This is a genomic window from Bradyrhizobium jicamae, assembly GCF_018130695.1.
Lineage (GTDB): Bacteria > Pseudomonadota > Alphaproteobacteria > Rhizobiales > Xanthobacteraceae > Bradyrhizobium > Bradyrhizobium jicamae_B.
Window position 1 is genome coordinate 57632 of the sequence record NZ_JAFCJX010000042.1, and the last position, 18656, is coordinate 76287.

Genomic DNA, 18656 nt, shown 5'->3' on the forward strand with positions numbered 1-18656 from the left:
CAATGGCCCGTGTTGAGCGAAGGATCGGGCCTCGCAAACCTTCGCCGTCTTGTTCAAAAAAAATTATGCGACCGCCCGCTCGCCATACATGGCGTCGATCTCGGCCGCGTAGCGCTTGTTCACGAAGCTGCGCTTCAGCTTCATGGTCGGCGTCAGTTCCTCGTCCTCGGGCGTGAGCTGGCGTTCGATCAGATAAAATTTCTTGATGGTCTCGACCCGCGCGAAATTGACATTCACCGCCTCGACCTCGCGCTGGATCAGGTCCTGGATCTCGCGTGCGCGACAGAGGCTCGCGTAATTGGTGAAGGGGATGTCGTGATCCTGCGCGAATTTCTCGACATTCTCCTGGTCGATCATGATCAGGCAAGTCAGATACGGCCGCTTGTCGCCGACCACCACGGCATCGGAGACGTAAGGCGAGAATTTCAGCTGGTTCTCGATCTCCGAGGGCGTGATGTTCTTGCCGCCTGAGGTGATGATGATGTCCTTCATCCGGTCGGTGATCTTGACGAAGCCCTCGTTGTCGATCGAGCCGACGTCGCCGGTGTGCAACCAGCCCTTTGCGTCTATGGTCTCTGCCGTCTTGGCCGGCTGGTTCAGATATCCCATGAAGAGATAGTCGCCCTTGATCAGGATCTCGCCCTGCGGCGAGATCATCACCTCGCCCCATGGCGCGGCTTTGCCGACCGAGCCGAGCTTGATGTGATCGCCCGGCATCATGGTCGCCACACCGCAATTCTCGGTCTGGCCGTAGACCTCGCGCATATCGATGCCGAGCGCGAGATACCAGCGGATCAGATCGGGTGAGATCGGCGCCGCACCGGTGAGCGCGATGCGGCAGCGATCGAGCCCGAGCATGCGGCGGATGTTGCGGAACACCAGCCAGTAGGCGGCGCGGTTAGCGAGCTTAAGCGACAGCGGCGGCGTCTCACCGGCAATGCGGCATTCGGCCATGCGGTTGCCGATCGCGAGTGCCTTTCGATACATCCAGTTCTGGAACGGGGTCGCGTCTTTCAGTGCGATCGTGATCGCCGAGTAGAATTTTTCCCAGATCCGCGGCACCGCGAGAAATCCGGTCGGCTGCACCTCGCGCAGATTGTCCGGCACCGTCTCCGGGCTCTCGGCGAAGTTCATCACCGATCCCAGCGCGAGCGACAGATAATAGCCGCCGACCCGCTCCGCGACATGGCAGAGCGGCAGGAATACCAACCGCTCCTCGCTGTCGGTCGAGGGATAGAGATCGTTGGCGTGGCGCATCTGGTGCGTCACGCTGCGGTTGGAATGCATCGCGCCCTTCGGGGGACCGGTGGTGCCCGACGTGTAGACCAGGATCGCGAGGTCGGCGGGGCCGCGGCTTGCGGTCATTTCGTCCCACAGCGCCTCATTGCCCTGCGCATGGTTGCGGCCGAGCGCCATGAATTCGGCGAGCGACATCACCATCGGATCGGAGAAGCCGCTGAGGCCTTCCATGTCGAACACGACGATCTTCTGCAGCGTCGGGCAGCGCGTGCGGCAGGTCAGCAGCTTGTCGAGCTGCTCCTCATCCTCGGCGAAGACGACCTTGGTGCCGGAGTCGTTGATGAGATATTCGACCTGCGCCGACGCGTCGGTCGGATAGATCCCCGAGGAGACCCCGCCGGCGCAGAGAATGCCCATGTCGGCATAGACCCATTCCGGCACCGCGTTGGCGATGATCGAGGCGACGTCGCCGGGACGGAAACCTGATGCGTGCAGGGCGTAGGCAACGTCCTTCGAGATCTGCAGCCATTCGCGCCAGCTGGTCGGCTGCCAGATGCCGAACTTCTTCTCGCGGATCGCAGGCCGGTCGCCGCGGGTTTCGACGGCGAGCAGAAAACTCTTTGCGATCGTATCGGCGACCGTCAGCACCGCCGCTCTGGCCATGCCCGCTTCCTCCTCTGTCGCCTGCCTCGCCGCCGGCCTTGCTGGCCAGGTCTTCTGGAGGCAGGGCCTGAATCTAGTCCCAAGTCCTGCGCAACGCTATGCGTCTAAACGCCAAGTCTCTCGACCCCAGCCCCACGCTAAAGCCCTTAACGCCATGTCTTTTTCTTCTTCCAGCGCCGCTCACCCCGCGCGCCGGCCTCCTTGGCGCCGAGATAGAACTCCTGGATGTCGGGTGAATTCATCAGCCGCTCGCAGGTGTCGTTCATCACGACCCGGCCGATCTCCAGCACATAGCCATAATGCGCCGTCTCCAGCGCGATCTTGGCATTCTGCTCGACCAGCAGGATCGACATCCCCTGCTCCTCATTGACCCGGCGGATGATGGTGAAGATCTCCTTCACCAGGATCGGCGACAGCCCGAGCGAGGGCTCGTCGAGCAGCAGCAGCGTCGGCCGGTTCATCAGCGCGCGCCCGATCGCGAGCATCTGCTGCTCGCCGCCGGAGAGCTGCCCGGCCGGCTGGTTCAGCCGCTCCTTCAGCCGCGGAAAATAGCCGTAGACGCGCTCGAGATCCTCGGCCACGCCGTCGCGGTCGCTGCGCGGATAGGCGCCCATCATCAGGTTCTCGCGCACCGACAGGAACGGGAACACCTCGCGTCCCTCGGGCACGTGACTCAAGCCAAGACGCACGATCTTGTCGGCCTCCATGCGCTGGATCGACTTGCCGAGAAACTCGATCGAGCCCTTCTGCGGATCGAGAATGCCGGAGATGGTCTTCAGCACCGTGGTCTTGCCGGCGCCGTTGGCCCCGAGCAGCGTCACGATCTGCCCGCGCGGCACTTCGAGGCTGATGCCCCTGATGGCCATGATCGGCCCGTAATAGCTCTCGATATTGCTGAGCTTGAGGATGATGTCGGGCGTGCTCATGATCCCATCCTCACGCGCCCAGATACGCCGCGACGACGTCGGGATGCTGCTGCACCTCGGATGGCGAGCCCATCGCCAGCACACGGCCGTAGTTCAGCGCGATCACGCGGTCGGAGACGCGGTTCACCAGGGTCATGTCGTGCTCGACCATCAGCACGGTGATGCCGAGATCGCTGCGGAGGTCGCGGATCCAGAACGACATGTCGTCGGTCTCCTCGACATTGAGCCCGGAGGACGGCTCGTCGAGCAGAATCAGCTTCGGCTCCGAGCATAGCGCACGCGCGAGCTCGATCACCTTGCGCACGCCGTAAGGCAGGCCCGAGATCAGCTTGTCGCGATAGGGCTCGAGATCGAGGAATTCGATCACCTGCTCGACCCGGCGGCGATGCGCCTTTTCGCCGGCGCGCACGCTCGGCAGGAACAGCAGCTCCTGCCAGAGCTGCGTGGTCGAGTGGCGATGACGCCCGACCAGCAGGTTCGCCAGCACGCTCGCATTCTCGAACAGCTCGATGTTCTGGAAGGTGCGGGCAATCCCGAGCTTGGCGATGTCATAGGACGGCTGCTGGGTGATGTCCTGATCCTCGAAGAATATCTTTCCCGAGGTCGGCGGATAGATCCGCGAGATCAGATTGAAGATCGAGCTCTTGCCCGCGCCGTTCGGCCCGATGATCGAAAGGATTTCGCTCTTCTCGACCGCGAAGCTGACGGAATCGACGGCCTTGAGGCCACCGAAATGCAGCGAGAGATTTTCGGCGCGGAAATAGCTCATCGGTTCCGCTCCGATTTGACGTAGATCTTCTGCCGCTTGAAGGTGGCGCGCTTGTAGAGCGGGAACAGCTGGAAGAAGAGCTTGATCTTCAGCCAGCGGCCGTAGAGGCCGAGCGGCTCGAACAGCACGAACAGCACGATGATCACGCCGTAGATCGCGCCCTTCAGCCCGTTGGCGGAAGCAAAGGCGGCGACCGCGTCCTGGATGTGGCCAGCCCGCTCCTTGCCGGCGCCGAGGGTGGCGGCAACGCCGGCGATGATGCCGGGCATGTCGTCCTTCAGATAGGTCAGGAACGGATCGATCATGACCAGGAAGATCGCGCCCAGCACCGCGCCATGCAGGCTGAACGTGCCGCCGATCAGGATCACGATAATGAACTCGATCGAGAGCTGCAGCGTGAACATCTCCGGCGAGATGAAGGAGAGCTTGTGTGCGAACAGCACGCCGGCGAAACCGGTGATCGCCGCCGAAATCGCGAACGACTTCACCTTGTAGAGCGCGACATTGATGCCCATGCTGCGCGCCGCGGTTTCGCTGTCGCGGATCGCGACAAAGGCGCGCCCGGTCGGTGAGCGCAACAGATTGAGCGTGCCGACGATGGTCAGCACCAGCACCGCGAGGCAGAGGTAGTAGAACGTCGGCCCGTCGCGCGGCACCGTCGTGCCGAGCAGCTGCATGGTCTTGACCCGCATCCCCTCATTGCCATGGGTCACGCTTTCCCAGCGCGCCATGATTTCCTCGACGATGAGCGCGAAGGAGATGGTGGCGATGACGAGATAGATGCCCTGCAGCCGCAGCGCGGGGAATCCGACCAGCGCGCCGACGATGCCGGTCAATAGTCCCGCGGCCAGGAAGTAGACCGGAAAGGGCACGTTGAACTGCTGCAGATAGGCCGCCGTATAGGCACCGATCGCAAGGAAGGCGGCGTGGCCGAGTGAGGCCTGTCCGGTGAAGCCGGTGAGGATCAGGAGCCCGACACCGACGGTCGCATAGATGCAGACGAAGACCAGCTGGCTCATCAGATAGCTGGAGAGCACATAGGGCGCGACCAGCAGCACCGCGATCAGCAGGCCATAGGAATAGAGATAGCCCGAATGCGGGAACAGCTTGATGTCGTCTTCATAGTCGGTCTTGAACAGGAACCGCATGCCCGCTCCTCAAACCTTCTTGCGCACGTGAAGGCCGAACAGGCCTTCGGGCTTGAGCAACAGCACCGTGAGCAGCACGATGTAGGGTGCGACGTCCTTCCATCCCTGCGGCAGATAGAAGCCGGCCATGCTCTCGATGACGCCGATCAGCACGCCGCCAACCACCGCGCCGGGAATCGAGCCGAAGCCACCGAGCACGGCCGCCGGAAACGCTTTCAATCCCAGCACCAGCCCGACGTTGGAATGGATGAAGGTGATCGGCGCGAGCAGCACGCCGGCCGCGGTCGCGACCGCCGCCGAGATCGCCCAGACGATCGAGACCACGCGCTTGACCGGGATGCCCATGTAATAGGCGGCGAGCATGTTCTCCGAGCTCGCCCGCATCGCCGTGCCAAGCGTGGTGCGGTTGAAGAACAGATAGAGCAGCGCGCAGAGGATGACGGTGGCCGCGATCACCGACAGCTTGTCATAGGCCAGCACCAGCGAACCGATCCTGAGCACGCCCTGGCTGAACGGCGTCTCGATCTTGAGATCGTCGGTGCCCCAGATCATGCCGGCGACCGAGCGCAGGAAATAGCCGAGCCCGATCGTCGCCATGATGATGGAGAATTGCGGATAGCCGAGGATCGGCCGCACCACGACCCGCTCCGCCACCATGCCGAACAGCGCCATGCAGATCACTGCGCCGGCAAAACCGAGCCAGTAATTCAGCCCCATCATTCCAATGAAGGTGAAGGCGAAGAAGCCGCCCAGCATCATCAAATCGCCTTGCGCGAAGTTGACGACCTCGGTTGCCTTGTAAACGAGCACGAAGCCAAGCGCGATCAGGCCGTAAACGCAGCCGAGCGCGATGCCGCTGACGAGCTGCTGAACGAAGTCCAGCATGGCTTTCCTCCCCGATGCATGGCGATTCGTGTCGATCGCCTTTGCATCCCGCTTTCGCGCCCTTGTGCCGGAAGCGCTGAAAGCTGCAAATGTCCGTCCCAATTGAGCCAAAAGCGCTGTTCCCTGTCAACAAAGCGCTGGTCGCTCTCCATCATCACAATTGCGGAGAAATGCCGCAGCACGGAGTTTTACGGTAACGCGTGCGATTTGGCCGGGAGGATTCACCGCGCCGAAACAGTTTTGGTCGCATGGTGTGCCACCGGAAGCTTGCGTTAGGTCGCCCTGCAATCATGACGTCTCAGCCATCAGCGCTCGCCGTGCGAGGGTTAACGAAGCGTTTTGACCGGCCCGCGGTCGATGCGCTGGATCTGACCGTGCGCGTCGGCGAGTTCTACGCGCTGCTCGGGCCGAACGGCGCCGGCAAGACCACGACCTTGCGCATGGTCGCCGGACTCTTGCGTCCAGACGCTGGATCGGTCTCCATCCTCGGCATCGACGCGCTCGCCGATCCCGTCGCCGCCAAGCAGGTGATGGCCTGGGTGTCCGACGAGCCGATGATTTATGACAAGCTGACGCCGCTGGAGTACCTCGAATTCGTCGCCGGTCTCTGGGGCATCGATCCCAAGGTGTCCGAGGCCTCCGCCCATGATCTGCTCATCTCGCTCGGGCTCGAGGCGCACCTGCATGAGCGCTGCGAAGGATTTTCCAAGGGCATGCGGCAAAAGGTGGCGCTCGCCGGCGCGCTGGTGCACGAGCCGCGCCTGATCATCCTCGACGAGCCGCTCACCGGCCTCGACGCGCTGTCGGCGCGCCACGTCAAGGGGCTGCTGCAGGCGCGCGTGCGCGCCGGCTGCACCGTGATCATGACCACGCATATTCTCGAAGTCGCCGAGCGCATGGCCGACCGCATCGGCGTGATCGCCGCCGGCAAGCTCGTTGCCGAAGGCACGCTCGCCGAGCTGCGGCAGCAGAACGGCCGCACCGACACCAGCCTCGAGGACATGTTCATCGCACTGGTCGAGACCGAGGCGGCCGCCGCGTGAGTGCTGCCGCCCATCTCTCCTGGTTCGCGCGCCACGAATTCCGTCTCGCCTGGCGCGAATGGCTGGCGATGATGACCGGCGGCCGCAGGCGGCGCAACCGCGCCGTGATTGGCCTGCTGATCTTCGCCGCGGTGCTGCATCTACCGGCCTATGCCGTGGTCGGGCGTTTCGCCGATCTGCAGCTGCCGCTCGATCCGGGTTCGCTGATCGTGCTGACGACGACGATCTTCCTGGCCTGGGCCCTGATGCTCTCGCAGGCCATCGAATCCGTGACGCGGGTGTTCTATGCCCGCGCCGATCTCGACCTGATCATGTCGTCGCCGGTCAAGCTGACCAACATCTTCTCGGTCCGCATTGCTGCGATCGCGTTGTCGGTGACCAGCATGGCGCTGCTGCTGTCGACGCCGTTCATCGACGTGCTCGCGATCTATGGCGGCCCGCGCTGGCTCGCCGGCTTCGGCGTCGTCATCGCAATCGGGCTGTCGGCCGCAGCCGTCGCGATCGCGATCACGGTGCTGCTGTTCCGCCTGATCGGGCCGAGCAAGACGCGACTGGTCGCCCAGATCGTCTCCGCCATCATCGGCGCCGGTTTTGTCATCGCACTGCAAGTCGCGGCGATCCTGTCCTATGGCACGCTGTCGCGCTTCGCGGTGCTGACTTCGGACACCGCCACCCGCATCGCGCCCAATCCCGATAGCCTCGTCTGGTGGCCGGCGCGCGCCGCGCTCGGCGATCTCGAAGCGATGCTGCTGTTGCTGGCCTTCGGCCTCATTCTGCTGGGCTCCGTGATGGCCGCTTTCGCGCCACGCTTTGCCGACACCATCGTCAGCGTCGCCGCCAATCCGACCTCGGTCACGCGCGGGCGCGGTAAATCGTTCCGCTCAGGCTCGCGGCCGCAGGCGCTGCGCCGCAAGGAGTTCCTGCTGCTGCGGCGCGATCCCTGGCTGATGTCACAGAGCCTGATGCAGTTGCTCTATCTGGTGCCGCCGGCGCTGATGCTGTGGCGCAGCTTCTCCGATAGCGCCATTGCCATCGTGCTGATCACGCCCGTGATCGTGATGGCCGCCGGCCAGCTCTCCGGCGGCCTCGCCTGGCTGACGATATCAGGCGAAGACGCCGCCGAACTGGTCGCCACCGCGCCACTCGACCCGTCGCGGGTGATCCGCGCCAAGATCGAGGTGGTGCTGATCGTGATCGGCGTCCTTTTCGCGCCGCTGGTGATCGCGCTCGGCTTTGCATCGCTGCTGCAGGCCACGGTCACCGCCATCGCGATCCTGATCGCGACGGCTTCGGCTGCTGCGATCCAGCTCTGGTTCCGCGTGCAGGCCAAGCGCACCCAGTTCCGCCGCCGCCAGACCTCGTCGCGCGTCGCGACCTTTGCCGAAGCCTTCTGCTCGATCGGTTGGGCCGCCACCGCAACGCTGGCGCTGACGATCCCGATCGGCGCCATCGTCACCGGCATCATGACCCTGCTCGTGCTCGCCGGCACCTGGAAGATCAGCCCGAAGCGGGCGTGAGCCGCGCCCTACTCTTTCATCACCTCCATCACAGCCGCGACGAATGCCTCGGGCTCCTCCTGCGGCAGATTGTGACCGGCTGGGATCACGCGATGGACGCGACGGCCGGTGAACTTGGCTGCGCTTGCGCGACCGTCGGTCGCGGGCACGACGCCGTCGCCGGCGCCATCCAATGTCACGGTCGGCACTGATATCGGCGGCAACGCCGCCAGCCGCCGCTGCAACTCGGCATATTGCGGATCGCCCTCGGCAAGGCCGAAGCGATGGCGGTAGCTGTGGATCACCACATCGACATAATCAGGATTGTCATACGCCGCCGCGGTCCGCTCGAAGCAGGCATCATCGAATTGCCAGTTCGGCGACCATTGTGACCACAGGATCCGCGCGATGTCGCGCCGGTTGGCGGCAAGGCCGGCGCGGCCGCGCTCGAGCTGGAAGTAATACTGGTACCACAGCGGCACCTCCCGCTCCGCCCGTGCCGGCTCCATCGCGCGCGCAATATCCTGGATCAGATAGGCGTTGACGCAGACCAGGCCGATGCAGCGCTCCGGCCACAGCGCAGCGCCGATGCAGGCGGCACGACCGCCCCAATCGTAGCCGGCAAACACCGCACGCTTGATCCTGAGCGCATCCATCAGCGCCATCATGTCGGCGCCGATCGCAGCCTGCTCGCCGGAGCGCGGCGTCGCCGCGTCACGGAAGCGGGTCGGGCCATAGCCGCGCAAATAGGGAACGATGACGCGGCATCCCTGCGCCGCGAGCATTGGCGCCACGTCGACATAGGCATGGATGTCGTAGGGAAAGCCGTGCATCAGCAGCACGGTCAGCCCATCGGCCGGGCCCGCCTCGTAATAGGCAATGTTGAGCACGCCGGCGTCGACATGCCGCAGCGGCTCCAGCCGCCGGGTGGATGATGCGCGCGAAGGGCTTTGTTGGTCGGTCACGGCAGGCTCCCGGAATTTTGACGGTTTGCGCGGCATGCTAGCGCACCCAGCCGAATTGATCGCCGCAATCGCGTTGCAGCGCACGCCATGGAGCGATGCGCTGGAGTCATCATGACGTGCCCTGGATTCGGCGATACTGTAGCGTCAGCCGGTCGCCATGGACGGAACAGATCATGCTGAGATTGCTCGCCGTGCTCGTCTTTCTGGGATCGCTCACCGCAGCGGCCGAGGCCCAGACCAAGGACGTCCCGCGTAGCGAATGTCTGGCGATGGCGGGCGCACCGCCTGCTGTGATCCCGGTCGCCTTCCGCCGAACCGCTGCCAAGGCCGAGGAGGTCGCCATCACCTATGCCGGACATTCGACCTATTACATCGATACGCCCGGCGGCATCCGCATCGCGACCGACTACAACGGCGTCTACCGCACCGGCCGCCTGCCCGACATCGCCACGATGAATCGGGCGCACTCGACACATTACACCTTGTTCCCCGATCCGAAGATTCCGCATGTGATGCATGGCTGGAGCGACGACGGGCAGCCGGCGCATTATGCCGAGCGGATCGGCGACGTCTTCGTTCGCAACGTGACGACAGATATCCGCCGCTACTGGGGCGAAGGCTCCGGCGGCGAGATGATCAAGGACGGCAATTCGATCTTCATCTTCGAGGTCGCCGGACTCTGCATCGGCCATCTCGGTCATCTTCATCACAAGCTCGACGACAGCCACTTTGCGCAGATCGGCCGGCTCGACATCGTGATGGTGCCGATCGACGGTACCTATACGATGTCGCTCGAAGGCGTCTCCGAGATCACCAAGCGGCTGCGCGCGGCCGTCGTGCTGCCGATGCACCGCTTCGCCACCCCGCTCGACGAGTTCATGCGCCTGATCGGCCGGCAATTCGAGATCGACCACCGCAGCGGCGACCGCACGCTGAAGATCTCGCGCGACACGCTGCCCTCGACGCCGACGGTGATCATCCTCGACGGTGTCTGACGCTACGCCTTCCATCATCAAGCAACAACAATGGGAGTGACATCGATGGTCGCGAGCTCTGCCCCCGCTACCGCGAGCGGGATCTTTGCCGATCCGCGCGAGGACTGGCTGGCGCAATACACGGAGGAGATCATCGATCCGGCCCGGCCGATCATCGATCCGCACCACCATCTCTGGGACCGCGGTGGCCTGCACTACCTGATCGAGGAGATGACCGACGACATCGCCTCCGGACACAACATCATCGCGACGGTCTATGTCGACTGCCGCTCGATGTACCGCGCCGACGGGCCGGAAGCGTTCCGCCCGGTCGGCGAGGTCGAGTTCGCCAACGGCGTCGCCGCGATGGCGGCGAGCGGCGCCTATGGCAAGGCCGCGATCTGCGCCGGCATCGTCAGCCACGTCAACCTGTTGCTCGGCGACGACGCCAAGGCGGTGCTGGAGGCCGAGATCGCCGCCGGCAACGGCCGCTTCCGCGGCATTCGCCATTCCTCGCCGTGGGATCCGGATCCCAACGTCGCCGGCATGTATGCGACGCGGCCGAAGGGGCTGCTGCTCGATTCCAACTTTCGTAGGGGTTTCGCCTGCCTCGCGCCGCTCGGGCTGAGCTTCGATGCCTGGCTGTTCCATCCGCAGATCGGCGAGCTGGCCGATCTCGCTTGGGCCTTTCCCGGCACAAGAATCGTGCTCGACCATTGCGGCGGACCGGTCGGGATCGGGCGGTTTGCCGGCAAGCGGCAGGAAACCTTCCAGGCCTGGAAGGCGTCGATCCAGGACGTTGCCCAATGCGACAACGTCGTGGTCAAGCTCGGCGGGCTGGCGATGTGCCTGCTCGGCTACGACTTCCACCTTCGCCCACAGCCGCCCTCCTCGGAGGAACTCGCGGCGGCCTGGCGGCCTTATATCGAAACCTGCATCGAGGCATTTGGGCCCAAACGTTGCATGTTCGAGAGCAACTTCCCACCTGATAAGGGACAATGCAGCTATCAAGTGATTTTCAACACCTTCAAGCGGTTGGCGTCACAATATAGCGAAGCCGAGAAGACGGCGCTGTTTTCAGGCACGGCCAAGGATGTGTATCGGCTCGAGATCGGGTAGACTGGCGACTCATGGATGAGAGCATCACCATCCGGCCGCTTCGTGATTCCGACGCGGAAGCGGTTGTCGCACTTTACGCCAGGGCTACGGACGTGGAACCGCGGCTCGGTCCGGTGACGCTGGCGCAATGGCTGCAATTCCTGAAGCTGCCGCAGAACCGTGGCGGACGCGACTTCCGCATCGCCGAGCGCGACGGCCGCGTGATCGGTCTCGCCGAGTCCTCGCTGCGCGACCAGGGCCCGCGGCATTCGCGCCTCCTCAAGATCGTGATCACGCCCGAGGCGCGCCGGCGCCACGTCGCGCTGGCGCTGCTCGACGACATCCTCGGCATCGACTGGGAAGACGTTTTGCCGGTGCAGACGCTTGTGAGCCGCGACTGGCCGGCCGGCATCGCCTTCGTCACCTCGCTCGGCTTCGTCCATATCGAGTCCGACATCGCGATGCGCTGCGTCGAGCCGCTGCAGCCGTCGCGCACGCTCGCGGCCGCCCGCGCCATTATCGAGCGGATGAGCGACCCCACCGTTTGCGCTGCCGATGTTGCCCGCATCCACAACGAGGCCTTCGCGTCGGATATGGCCTCGCGCCTCTATTCGCCGGAAGAGATGGCGCAGGTTTTGACCGACAGCGAATTGTGGGTCGCCTCGGAGGACGGGCAGGTGTCGGGCTTCTGCCTGACCGAGCCCGAGCGGAACTCGATGTGGATCGAGTCGGTCGCCGTCGATCCGGCGCGGCAGGGCCGCGGCGTCGGGCAATTGCTGACCTATCAGGCGTTGACGGCGCACGACGTCTCGACCGAGCATCCCTGCTGGCTCAACGTCTCCAGCAAGAACGCCGCCGCGCTGAAGATCTACCGGCGGCTCGGCTTCCGGCCGCAGCACGAAACCTGCCGCTTCAGCGCCACAAGACGCGAGCTCATCGCGGCGCGCCGGCGGCGTATCGGCTGACGGCTTCAGCAAAAACACCTCATGCCCATTCGCCCTTGCGGAACACCGGCACGGTGCGGCCGTCGGCATGCACGCCGTCAATATCGGTATGCGCGGAGCCGATCATCCAGTCGATATGGATCAGGCTCTTGTTGCCGCCCTGCTCGGCAATCTGCTGCGGCGTCAGCTTGTCGCCGTTGACGAAGCATTTCGAGTAGCACTGGCCGAGCGCGATGTGCGAGGCGGCGTTCTCGTCGAACAGCGTGTTGAAGAACAAGAGCCCGCTCTTCGAGATCGGCGAGGAATGCGGCACCAGCGCGACCTCGCCGAGCCGGCGCGCGCCCTCGTCGGTGTCGAGCACCTTCTTCAGCACCTCCTCGCCGCGCGAGGCCTTGGCGTCGACGATCCGTCCCTCCTCGAACTTCACCGCGATATTGTCGATCAGCGTGCCCTGGTAGGACAGCGGCTTCGAGCTGACGACATGACCGCTGACGCGGCGGCAATGCGGCGTGGTGAAGACCTCCTCGGTCGGGATATTGGCGTTGCAGACGATGCCGTTCTTGGCCATCGAGGCGCCGCCTTCCCATTCATGGCCGTCGGCCAGACCGATCGTCAGGTCCATGCCGGGGCCACTGTACTTCAAGGCGTGGAAGCGCTGGCCGTTCAGCCATTCGGTACGCTCGCGCAGCTTTGCATTGTGCGCCTCCCAGGCGGCGACAGCGCCGTCGTGGTCGACACGCGAGGCCGAGAAGATCGCATCGGCGAGCTTCGCGACCGCGACGTCTTCGGCATCGTCGGGGAACATCTGCTTCGCCCAGGCCGCGCTCGGATAGGCGATGATGTTCCAGTTGGTCTCGAAATTGACGATCTTCTCCAGCGCCGGCTGGTAAGCCATCGAATTGGCCTTGCTGGCGCGCGCCACCTTGGCCGGATCCTCACCCGACAGCAGCATCGGATTGTCGCCGACGATGGCAAGCCGCGCAGTGTTGGCGGAAAACGCCTTCGCCATGCCCTCGTAGAGCCAGTTCGCGGCGCGATCGAAGCTCAGATCATGACCGTGGCGATAACGCGCCAGGGTCACCTCCTCATCGGAGAAAAACGGCGTGACCAGACCGGCGCCGGCCTTGTAGGCATGCTCGGCGATCCGCCGCACCAGCGGCATTGCGACCGACGGCGCGGTCAAAAGCAGATCCTGTCCCGGCTGCAGCCGCAGCCCGACCTTGATCGCGACCTCGGCGAGGCGGTCGAGTTTCACGGGATCGATCGAGGCGGAAACGTTGCGTTGATGTGCGGTCATGACCTGCCGGTGTGTTCGTGGACGAGAAGCTGTGATGACAGGATTCGTAGTCCAGATTCACGGGCAATCGCAAGGTTCCCTGCCCCCTCGGCGATCACGCCAAGGGGAGCAGTGGTCAGGTTGCCGCTGGGTTTTACGCCTTGTCGGCGGCGTCCGACGGCATCTCGCCAAAAATCTCCGCCGCAATCGCATTTGGCTCGATCGCAGCCGGCACGCCGCAATACATCGCGACCAGCAGCAGCACGTCCTGCACCTGCGCCGCGGTGCAACCATTGGCGAGCGCGCCCTTGGCGTGGACCTTGAACTCGGTCGGCTTGCAGCTCGCCGCGGTGATGCCGAGCATCACCAGGCTGCGCATCTGGTCGGAGAGGCCGCTGCGCTCCCAGACATCGCCATAGACATAGGCGTTGATGATATTCTGCAGGGGCGCGCCGAACTCGCCGGCCGCCGCCATCCGCTTGGCGACATCCGCCTCGCCGAACATCTTTTGGCGCCGGCGCAAGCCGCGGGCGTGGAGATCGCTGACATCGACCATGGATCCTGCTCCCTTTTTCCTTATTTATACGGATAAACTTCCGTGGCCTCAATCCGTCGGTCGACAAGTGGCTTGCGGCGTGACGGACTTTGTCCGTATAAATTGGGCAAAATAAAACGGGGGGCGCGGAATGAGACGGGGCGTTCTTGCATTGCTGTTGCTGGCGGGCCTTGCGACCGAGGTCGCCGCCGCCGACGATTATCCGCAGCGCCAGATCAAGATCATCGTGCCGTTCCCGGCCGGCGCAGGCCCCGACAACGTCGCGCGGCTGATCGGCCAGCATCTGCAGGACGCATTCGGCCAGACGGTGCTGGTCGAGAACCGCGCCGGCGCGCTCGGCAGCATCGGCGCCACCGAGGTCGCGCGCAGCGCGCCGGACGGCTACACGCTGCTGATGGGCACCAACACCACCCATGCCAGCAACGTCGCGACGCTGAAGAATCTGGCCTACGACCCGGTGAAGGATTTTGCGCCTGTGATCCGCACCACCACCACCGCGATGGTGCTGCTGGTCAACCCGAAGTTCGCGGCCAAGGACCTGCCGCAGTTCATGGACTATGCCAAGGGCCATCCGAACCTCACCGCCGGCTACGGCTCGGGCGCCTCGCAGATCTCGATCGCGCAATTGCAGTCGCGCGGCGGCATCTCGCTGGTGGCGGCATCCTATCGCGGCGTGCCGCAGGCGATGACCGACGTGATGGCCGGCGTGATCGACGTGACCTTCGGCGATTTCTCGGTCGCGATCCCGCAGATGCAGGGCGGCACGCTGCGCGGCATCGGCGTGACATCGGCCAAGCGCAACGAGCTGACACCCGGCCTGCCGGCACTGTCCGAAGTGATGCCCGGCTTCGAGGCGACGATCTGGTACGGGCTCCTGGCACCCGCCGGCACGCCCGAGGCCGTGGTCAACAAGATCTATGCCGAATGCGAGAAGTACCTGTCGATGCCGGCGACGCGCAAGAAACTCGCCGACGTCGGCGTGATCGTCGCGACGCAGACGCCGGCCGAATTCGGCGCCTTCATCAAGAGCGAGGTGGTACGCTGGTCGGCGGAAGTGAAGGCCGCCGGCATCCAGCCGCAATAGACGACAAGGACGCGCGATGACGTCAGATGCAGCAGTCGGCATGATTGGCCTGGGGTTGATGGGCTCGGCCCTCGCCACACGCCTGATCGACGCCGGCATCAAGGTGATCGGATACGACATCGATGCCGCCAGATGCGATGTGTTGCGCGCGGGTGGAGGCGAGATCGCAGCCTCCACGACCGAGGTGGCGGCGCGCTGCCGCACCATCGTCATCGCCGTGTACGGCTCCGCGCAGATCAAGGCGTTGCTGCCCGACCTCGCCACGGCCGCGGTGCCGCCGCTCGTGATCTGCACAACGACTTGCGCGCCGGGCGAGATCGCCGCCATCGCCGAATTCGGGGCCCGCGCCAACCTGCCCTTCATCGAGGCGCCGATCTCGGGCACCAGTGCGGACGTGACCGCAGGCACGGCGACCGCACTGATCGCCGGCGAGGCGGACATCATTGCGGCAGCCGATGCCGTTCTTGCGGTGCTCTGCCCACAGCGGATCCATGTCGGAGCGATCGGCGTTGCCAGCCGCACCAAGCTTGCCATCAACCTGATCCTGCAAAACACCCGCGCGGCGCTCGCGGAAGGCATCGCCTTTGCCGAAAGCCTTGGTCTCGACGGCGCAGCGTTCCTCGCCCACGCCCGGCAATCCGCCGCATATTCCAGGGTGATGGACAACAAGGGCGCGAAGATGCTGGCGCGGGACTTCTCGCCACAGTCGCACCTCGCACAGACGCTGAAGGATACCGTGCTGATCCTGCGCGAGGCCGATGCGCAGGGCCTGCCGCTGCCGATGACGACCGCGCAGGCGGCGCTGCTCGGCGCGGCCATTGCGCTGGAAGGCCCGGACCGCGACAGCGCCGCCGTCATTACGGCGATCCGCGCCGGGCGCCGGCCGGCCGGGAGCGCGACATGATCAATTGTGCGATCGCGGGTCTTGGCCGTTGGGGTCGCGCGCTTGTCGAGGCTATCAGCGACGAGCCGCGACTGAGGATCGCGCGCGCGATCGAGCCGGACACAAGCGCGCGCGGCTTCTGCGCCGAACATGGTCTCGATCTCACCGACAGCTTCGAGACGGCTCTTGCCGATCCCGCGATCGATGCCGTGCTGCTGGCAACGCCGCATTCCCTGCACAAGGCGCAGGTGATCGCTGCAGCCAATGCCGGCAAGCAGGTGTTTTGCGAGAAGCCGCTGGCGCTGCGGCAGGCGGATGCGGCGGCGATGTTCGCGGCCTGCCGCACGGCCGGCGTCGTGCTCGCGGTCGGGCACAACAGGCGGTTCTGGCCATCGATGCGGGCGCTGCGCGGGCTGGTCGCGGCCGGCGAGCTCGGAAGCATCCTTCATGTCGAGGGCCATAACAGCAACGAGAACTCGCAAAGCATCACCGCCGGCTGGCGGCTGTCGCCGGAGGAATCGCCCGGCGGCGGGCTGACCGGCGCCGGCCTGCATGTGCTCGACGGCTTTGTCAGCCTGCTCGGCCCGGCGCGCCAGGTCTACGGCCGGCTGACCTCCCGCGAGGCCGGCCCGCCGCCGCTCGACACCGCCATGCTGGCGATCGATTTTGTGAATGGCGTCAGCGGCACGCTTGCGACGGTGCGCGCAACGCCGTTCTATTGGCGGGTCCATGTGTTCGGAACGAAGGGATCCGCCGAGGTGCTGGACGAGGTCACGATGGTGCTGCGCAAGTCCGGCGAGACGCCCGCCACGACGACCTATCCGGCGGTCGACACCCTCGCAGCCGAGCTCTCCGCCTTTGCCGATGCGGTGGAAGGCAAGCAGCCGTTCCCGGTACCGGAGGCCGATGTGCTGGCAACGCTCGCCGCCTTCGAGGCCGCGCTGGCCTCGATGCAGTCGGGACAGCCGGTCAATTGCCAGGTCAGTTGCCATGGCTGACCTCCCCGGCAAGGTGCACGGAAAGGTGAAAGCGTCTCGCTACCGCGACATCGCGGCCAAGCTGCAAAAGGACATTCGCCTCGGCACCTACGCGGTCGGCAACCTGCTGCCGACCGAAACCGAGCTGATGGCGAGCTACACCGCCAGCCGCCAGACCGTGCGCGAGGCGCTGCGCATCCTGATCGACCAGGGCCTGATCATCCGCCGCGCCGGCCTCGGTTCGGTGGTGATCGCCGCCGAGCCGCCGGTGCTGTTCACCCACAGCGTCAAGTCGCTGGGCGAATGGCTGCGCTATTCCAACGAGACCTATCGCGACGTGACCGGCAGCCGCGACATCGTCGCCGACAAGAAGCTGGCCGCAATGCTGAAATGCGAGCCCGGCAAGAGCTGGTTCCTGATCGAGGCGGTGCGCCGCTCCGACCAGTTCGCCGCCCCGCTCGGCTGGACCGAGATCTATGTGTTGCGCAAATTCGCAGGGGTCGTGAAGCGCAGCGACCACGGCCGCACGCCGGTTCATGAGCAGGTCGCCAAGATGTACGGCCAGACCACCGAATACGCCCAAATGGAGATCTTCGTCCGCGGCATGCCGGCGCCGATCGCCAAGCAGCTCGGCGTCAAGGCTGGCTCGCCGGCGCTGACGGTGGTGCGCCGCTACTACGGGCTGCGCGAGGAGCTGTTCGAGGTCACCATCACCACCCATCCCGAGGGGCGGTACACCTACACCATGGACATGCAGCGCTCGCTGCGACCGCGGCTCTAGACGCTTGTCTTGATTCGATTTTTTGCGGCGACCCGATGGTCCGCTCGCTTCGATCAGCGCGCCCTGGCGAGGTGGATGTTGGACGCCGTGTGCGACATCTGCGGCGTGCCGGCGAGACCCCAGATCGCGAGCGCGATCAAGGCGGCAGCCCAGATATAAGGCTTGGCACTCGGCGGTCTCACTTTCAACGTCACTCCGCGAACTGGAATCGCTGATCGGCGTCTTCAGCCTGTCACCAGCGGGTGGTCCTTCACAATACCGACTAAGGTTAGAGAGTGTCGGTTTCAGGACGACGTCGTGCGAATCCGAAACGATTTCGTCGGAATCGCCCGATCTCATTCGAAGTGATGAGATTTGGGCAACCGCAAACCTTTTTGGCCACTCAACGCCACGTTGAGAGAATTTCCTGCCCAAAATCGACTCATCCGCGCAAGAAGTTTTCTTTGGCCTGATCACTGAACTCTTTTTGATTGTCGCCACGAATCCGGCCATGTCATCTGGCTGGATGACAAAGCAATGACAGGGGCTGCTTCCGTGACTTCGCCATCGACCAAACCACAGGGCGGCAACCGCCGCCGTTCCCAGGAAATGCAGGAAGAGGTGGCGCGCTCGCTGGAACGGGAATTGAGCCTGCTCGCCGACGAGCGCCGCGAGCGTGCGCGGCTGCTGGGTCTCGACGTCGGCAACAAAACGATCCCGTCCCGCAATTAGAGGCGGCCGATCTTGATACAGGACCTATCCTGATACAGGTCCGCATTCTCGCGACATGATTTGTCCGAGTTTTCCATCTCGTTCCGCCCTCTCATTGGAGCGAGGGCGCAGGGAAGACCGGGTGCACGCCGCACCCGCGGTCCCGTGCGCAATGTGCACAAAAGAGTGCGCGCACGAGCATACAGGTTCGGCGGAGGCATCCGGCCTTCCCTGCGCGATGGCTTTACGGCTTATACGT

Annotated in this window: 19 protein-coding genes; 10 read left to right on the forward strand and 9 right to left on the reverse strand. The window is 64.6% G+C overall.

All coding sequences use genetic code 11. From position 1 onward, the window contains the following. Positions 1–63: 63 nt before the first annotated feature. From JQ604_RS38055 to JQ604_RS38075, 5 genes are all read right to left on the reverse strand, one after another. Positions 64–1902: an AMP-dependent synthetase/ligase gene (locus JQ604_RS38055; RefSeq protein WP_212365882.1), complete on the reverse strand. Its 1839-nt coding sequence runs from the start codon at positions 1900–1902 to the stop codon at positions 64–66. Positions 1903–2048: 146 nt separating this feature from the next. After that, positions 2049–2828, reverse strand: coding sequence for an ABC transporter ATP-binding protein (locus tag JQ604_RS38060; protein ID WP_212365883.1), 780 nt, complete (start codon positions 2826–2828; stop codon positions 2049–2051). A gap of 10 nt (positions 2829–2838) precedes the next feature. Continuing rightward, positions 2839–3597 (reverse strand): ABC transporter ATP-binding protein, encoded by a 759-nt coding sequence (locus JQ604_RS38065; RefSeq protein ID WP_212365884.1) that lies wholly within the window; start codon positions 3595–3597, stop codon positions 2839–2841. After that, the gene (locus JQ604_RS38070) at positions 3594–4745 is read right to left on the reverse strand and encodes a branched-chain amino acid ABC transporter permease (RefSeq protein WP_212365885.1); all 1152 of its coding nucleotides are present in this window, start codon (positions 4743–4745) and stop codon (positions 3594–3596) included. The genes JQ604_RS38065 and JQ604_RS38070 overlap by 4 nt, the downstream gene beginning before the upstream one ends. A 9-nt stretch (positions 4746–4754) precedes the next feature. Next, a complete protein-coding gene (locus tag JQ604_RS38075; RefSeq protein WP_212365886.1) occupies positions 4755–5630 on the reverse strand; it encodes a branched-chain amino acid ABC transporter permease in 876 nt (291 codons plus the stop codon). A gap of 290 nt (positions 5631–5920) precedes the next feature. On the opposite strand from JQ604_RS38075, the gene JQ604_RS38080 reads away from it, so the two are divergent. Both JQ604_RS38080 and JQ604_RS38085 read left to right on the forward strand, forming a co-directional pair. Beyond that, complete coding sequence (locus JQ604_RS38080) at positions 5921–6673, forward strand: ABC transporter ATP-binding protein (RefSeq protein WP_212365887.1); 753 nt, start codon at positions 5921–5923, stop codon at positions 6671–6673. After that, the gene (locus JQ604_RS38085; RefSeq protein ID WP_212365888.1) at positions 6670–8190 is read left to right on the forward strand and encodes a permease; all 1521 of its coding nucleotides are present in this window, start codon (positions 6670–6672) and stop codon (positions 8188–8190) included. Before JQ604_RS38080 ends, JQ604_RS38085 begins: the two co-directional genes overlap by 4 nt. An 8-nt stretch (positions 8191–8198) precedes the next feature. On the opposite strand, the gene JQ604_RS38090 is transcribed toward JQ604_RS38085, so the two are convergent. Next, complete coding sequence (locus tag JQ604_RS38090) at positions 8199–9170, reverse strand: alpha/beta fold hydrolase (protein WP_212365889.1); 972 nt, start codon at positions 9168–9170, stop codon at positions 8199–8201. 137 nt (positions 9171–9307) lie between these two features. Between JQ604_RS38090 and JQ604_RS38095 the strand changes: the two genes are divergently transcribed. From JQ604_RS38095 to JQ604_RS38105, 3 genes are read left to right on the forward strand one after another with little or no spacing between them, the layout of a single operon-like run. After that, the gene (locus JQ604_RS38095) at positions 9308–10129 is read left to right on the forward strand and encodes an MBL fold metallo-hydrolase (protein WP_212365890.1); all 822 of its coding nucleotides are present in this window, start codon (positions 9308–9310) and stop codon (positions 10127–10129) included. A gap of 45 nt (positions 10130–10174) precedes the next feature. After that, complete coding sequence (locus JQ604_RS38100; protein ID WP_212365891.1) at positions 10175–11227, forward strand: amidohydrolase family protein; 1053 nt, start codon at positions 10175–10177, stop codon at positions 11225–11227. Positions 11228–11238: 11 nt separating this feature from the next. After that, positions 11239–12171 (forward strand): GNAT family N-acetyltransferase, encoded by a 933-nt coding sequence (locus tag JQ604_RS38105; protein WP_212365892.1) that lies wholly within the window; start codon positions 11239–11241, stop codon positions 12169–12171. 19 nt (positions 12172–12190) lie between these two features. On the opposite strand, the gene JQ604_RS38110 is transcribed toward JQ604_RS38105, so the two are convergent. Beyond that, positions 12191–13447 carry an aminopeptidase gene (locus JQ604_RS38110; protein WP_212365893.1) on the reverse strand — a complete coding sequence of 419 codons (1257 nt, stop codon included), beginning with the start codon at positions 13445–13447 and terminating at the stop codon, positions 12191–12193. Between the two features lie 133 nt (positions 13448–13580). Beyond that, entirely contained in the window at positions 13581–13982 is a 402-nt protein-coding gene (locus JQ604_RS38115; RefSeq protein ID WP_212365894.1) for a carboxymuconolactone decarboxylase family protein, read from the reverse strand. Between the two features lie 130 nt (positions 13983–14112). Between JQ604_RS38115 and JQ604_RS38120 the strand changes: the two genes are divergently transcribed. From JQ604_RS38120 to JQ604_RS38135, 4 genes are read left to right on the forward strand one after another with little or no spacing between them, the layout of a single operon-like run. Continuing rightward, the gene (locus JQ604_RS38120; RefSeq protein ID WP_212365895.1) at positions 14113–15066 is read left to right on the forward strand and encodes a Bug family tripartite tricarboxylate transporter substrate binding protein; all 954 of its coding nucleotides are present in this window, start codon (positions 14113–14115) and stop codon (positions 15064–15066) included. A 16-nt stretch (positions 15067–15082) separates the two neighbouring features. Next, positions 15083–15970: an NAD(P)-dependent oxidoreductase gene (locus JQ604_RS38125; RefSeq protein ID WP_212365896.1), complete on the forward strand. Its 888-nt coding sequence runs from the start codon at positions 15083–15085 to the stop codon at positions 15968–15970. Beyond that, the gene (locus tag JQ604_RS38130) at positions 15967–16947 is read left to right on the forward strand and encodes a Gfo/Idh/MocA family protein (protein ID WP_212365897.1); all 981 of its coding nucleotides are present in this window, start codon (positions 15967–15969) and stop codon (positions 16945–16947) included. The genes JQ604_RS38125 and JQ604_RS38130 overlap by 4 nt, the downstream gene beginning before the upstream one ends. After that, positions 16940–17707: a GntR family transcriptional regulator gene (locus JQ604_RS38135; protein ID WP_212365898.1), complete on the forward strand. Its 768-nt coding sequence runs from the start codon at positions 16940–16942 to the stop codon at positions 17705–17707. The genes JQ604_RS38130 and JQ604_RS38135 overlap by 8 nt, the downstream gene beginning before the upstream one ends. Positions 17708–17760: 53 nt before the next feature. On the opposite strand, the gene JQ604_RS41950 is transcribed toward JQ604_RS38135, so the two are convergent. Further along, positions 17761–17889 (reverse strand): hypothetical protein, encoded by a 129-nt coding sequence (locus tag JQ604_RS41950; RefSeq protein WP_283818054.1) that lies wholly within the window; start codon positions 17887–17889, stop codon positions 17761–17763. Positions 17890–18223: 334 nt separating this feature from the next. Here JQ604_RS41950 and JQ604_RS38140 point away from each other — a divergent pair, with 334 nt between their 5' ends. Beyond that, positions 18224–18418 (forward strand): hypothetical protein, encoded by a 195-nt coding sequence (locus tag JQ604_RS38140; RefSeq protein ID WP_212365901.1) that lies wholly within the window; start codon positions 18224–18226, stop codon positions 18416–18418. Positions 18419–18656 lie beyond the last annotated feature (238 nt).

Coding starts and splice junctions, on each gene's coding strand:
- JQ604_RS38075 (WP_212365886.1), bottom strand. CDS start 5,630: ATGCTGGACTTCGTTCAGCAGCTCGTCAGCGGCATCGCGCTCGGCTGC.
- JQ604_RS38055 (WP_212365882.1), bottom strand. CDS start 1,902: ATGGCCAGAGCGGCGGTGCTGACGGTCGCCGATACGATCGCAAAGAGT.
- JQ604_RS38080 (WP_212365887.1), top strand. CDS start 5,921: ATGACGTCTCAGCCATCAGCGCTCGCCGTGCGAGGGTTAACGAAGCGT.
- JQ604_RS38070 (WP_212365885.1), bottom strand. CDS start 4,745: ATGCGGTTCCTGTTCAAGACCGACTATGAAGACGACATCAAGCTGTTC.
- JQ604_RS38135 (WP_212365898.1), top strand. CDS start 16,940: ATGGCTGACCTCCCCGGCAAGGTGCACGGAAAGGTGAAAGCGTCTCGC.
- JQ604_RS38120 (WP_212365895.1), top strand. CDS start 14,113: ATGAGACGGGGCGTTCTTGCATTGCTGTTGCTGGCGGGCCTTGCGACC.
- JQ604_RS38115 (WP_212365894.1), bottom strand. CDS start 13,982: ATGGTCGATGTCAGCGATCTCCACGCCCGCGGCTTGCGCCGGCGCCAA.
- JQ604_RS38105 (WP_212365892.1), top strand. CDS start 11,239: ATGGATGAGAGCATCACCATCCGGCCGCTTCGTGATTCCGACGCGGAA.
- JQ604_RS38110 (WP_212365893.1), bottom strand. CDS start 13,447: ATGACCGCACATCAACGCAACGTTTCCGCCTCGATCGATCCCGTGAAA.
- JQ604_RS38065 (WP_212365884.1), bottom strand. CDS start 3,597: ATGAGCTATTTCCGCGCCGAAAATCTCTCGCTGCATTTCGGTGGCCTC.
- JQ604_RS38130 (WP_212365897.1), top strand. CDS start 15,967: ATGATCAATTGTGCGATCGCGGGTCTTGGCCGTTGGGGTCGCGCGCTT.
- JQ604_RS38095 (WP_212365890.1), top strand. CDS start 9,308: ATGCTGAGATTGCTCGCCGTGCTCGTCTTTCTGGGATCGCTCACCGCA.
- JQ604_RS38100 (WP_212365891.1), top strand. CDS start 10,175: ATGGTCGCGAGCTCTGCCCCCGCTACCGCGAGCGGGATCTTTGCCGAT.
- JQ604_RS38060 (WP_212365883.1), bottom strand. CDS start 2,828: ATGAGCACGCCCGACATCATCCTCAAGCTCAGCAATATCGAGAGCTAT.
- JQ604_RS38090 (WP_212365889.1), bottom strand. CDS start 9,170: ATGCCGCGCAAACCGTCAAAATTCCGGGAGCCTGCCGTGACCGACCAA.
- JQ604_RS38125 (WP_212365896.1), top strand. CDS start 15,083: ATGACGTCAGATGCAGCAGTCGGCATGATTGGCCTGGGGTTGATGGGC.
- JQ604_RS38140 (WP_212365901.1), top strand. CDS start 18,224: ATGACAGGGGCTGCTTCCGTGACTTCGCCATCGACCAAACCACAGGGC.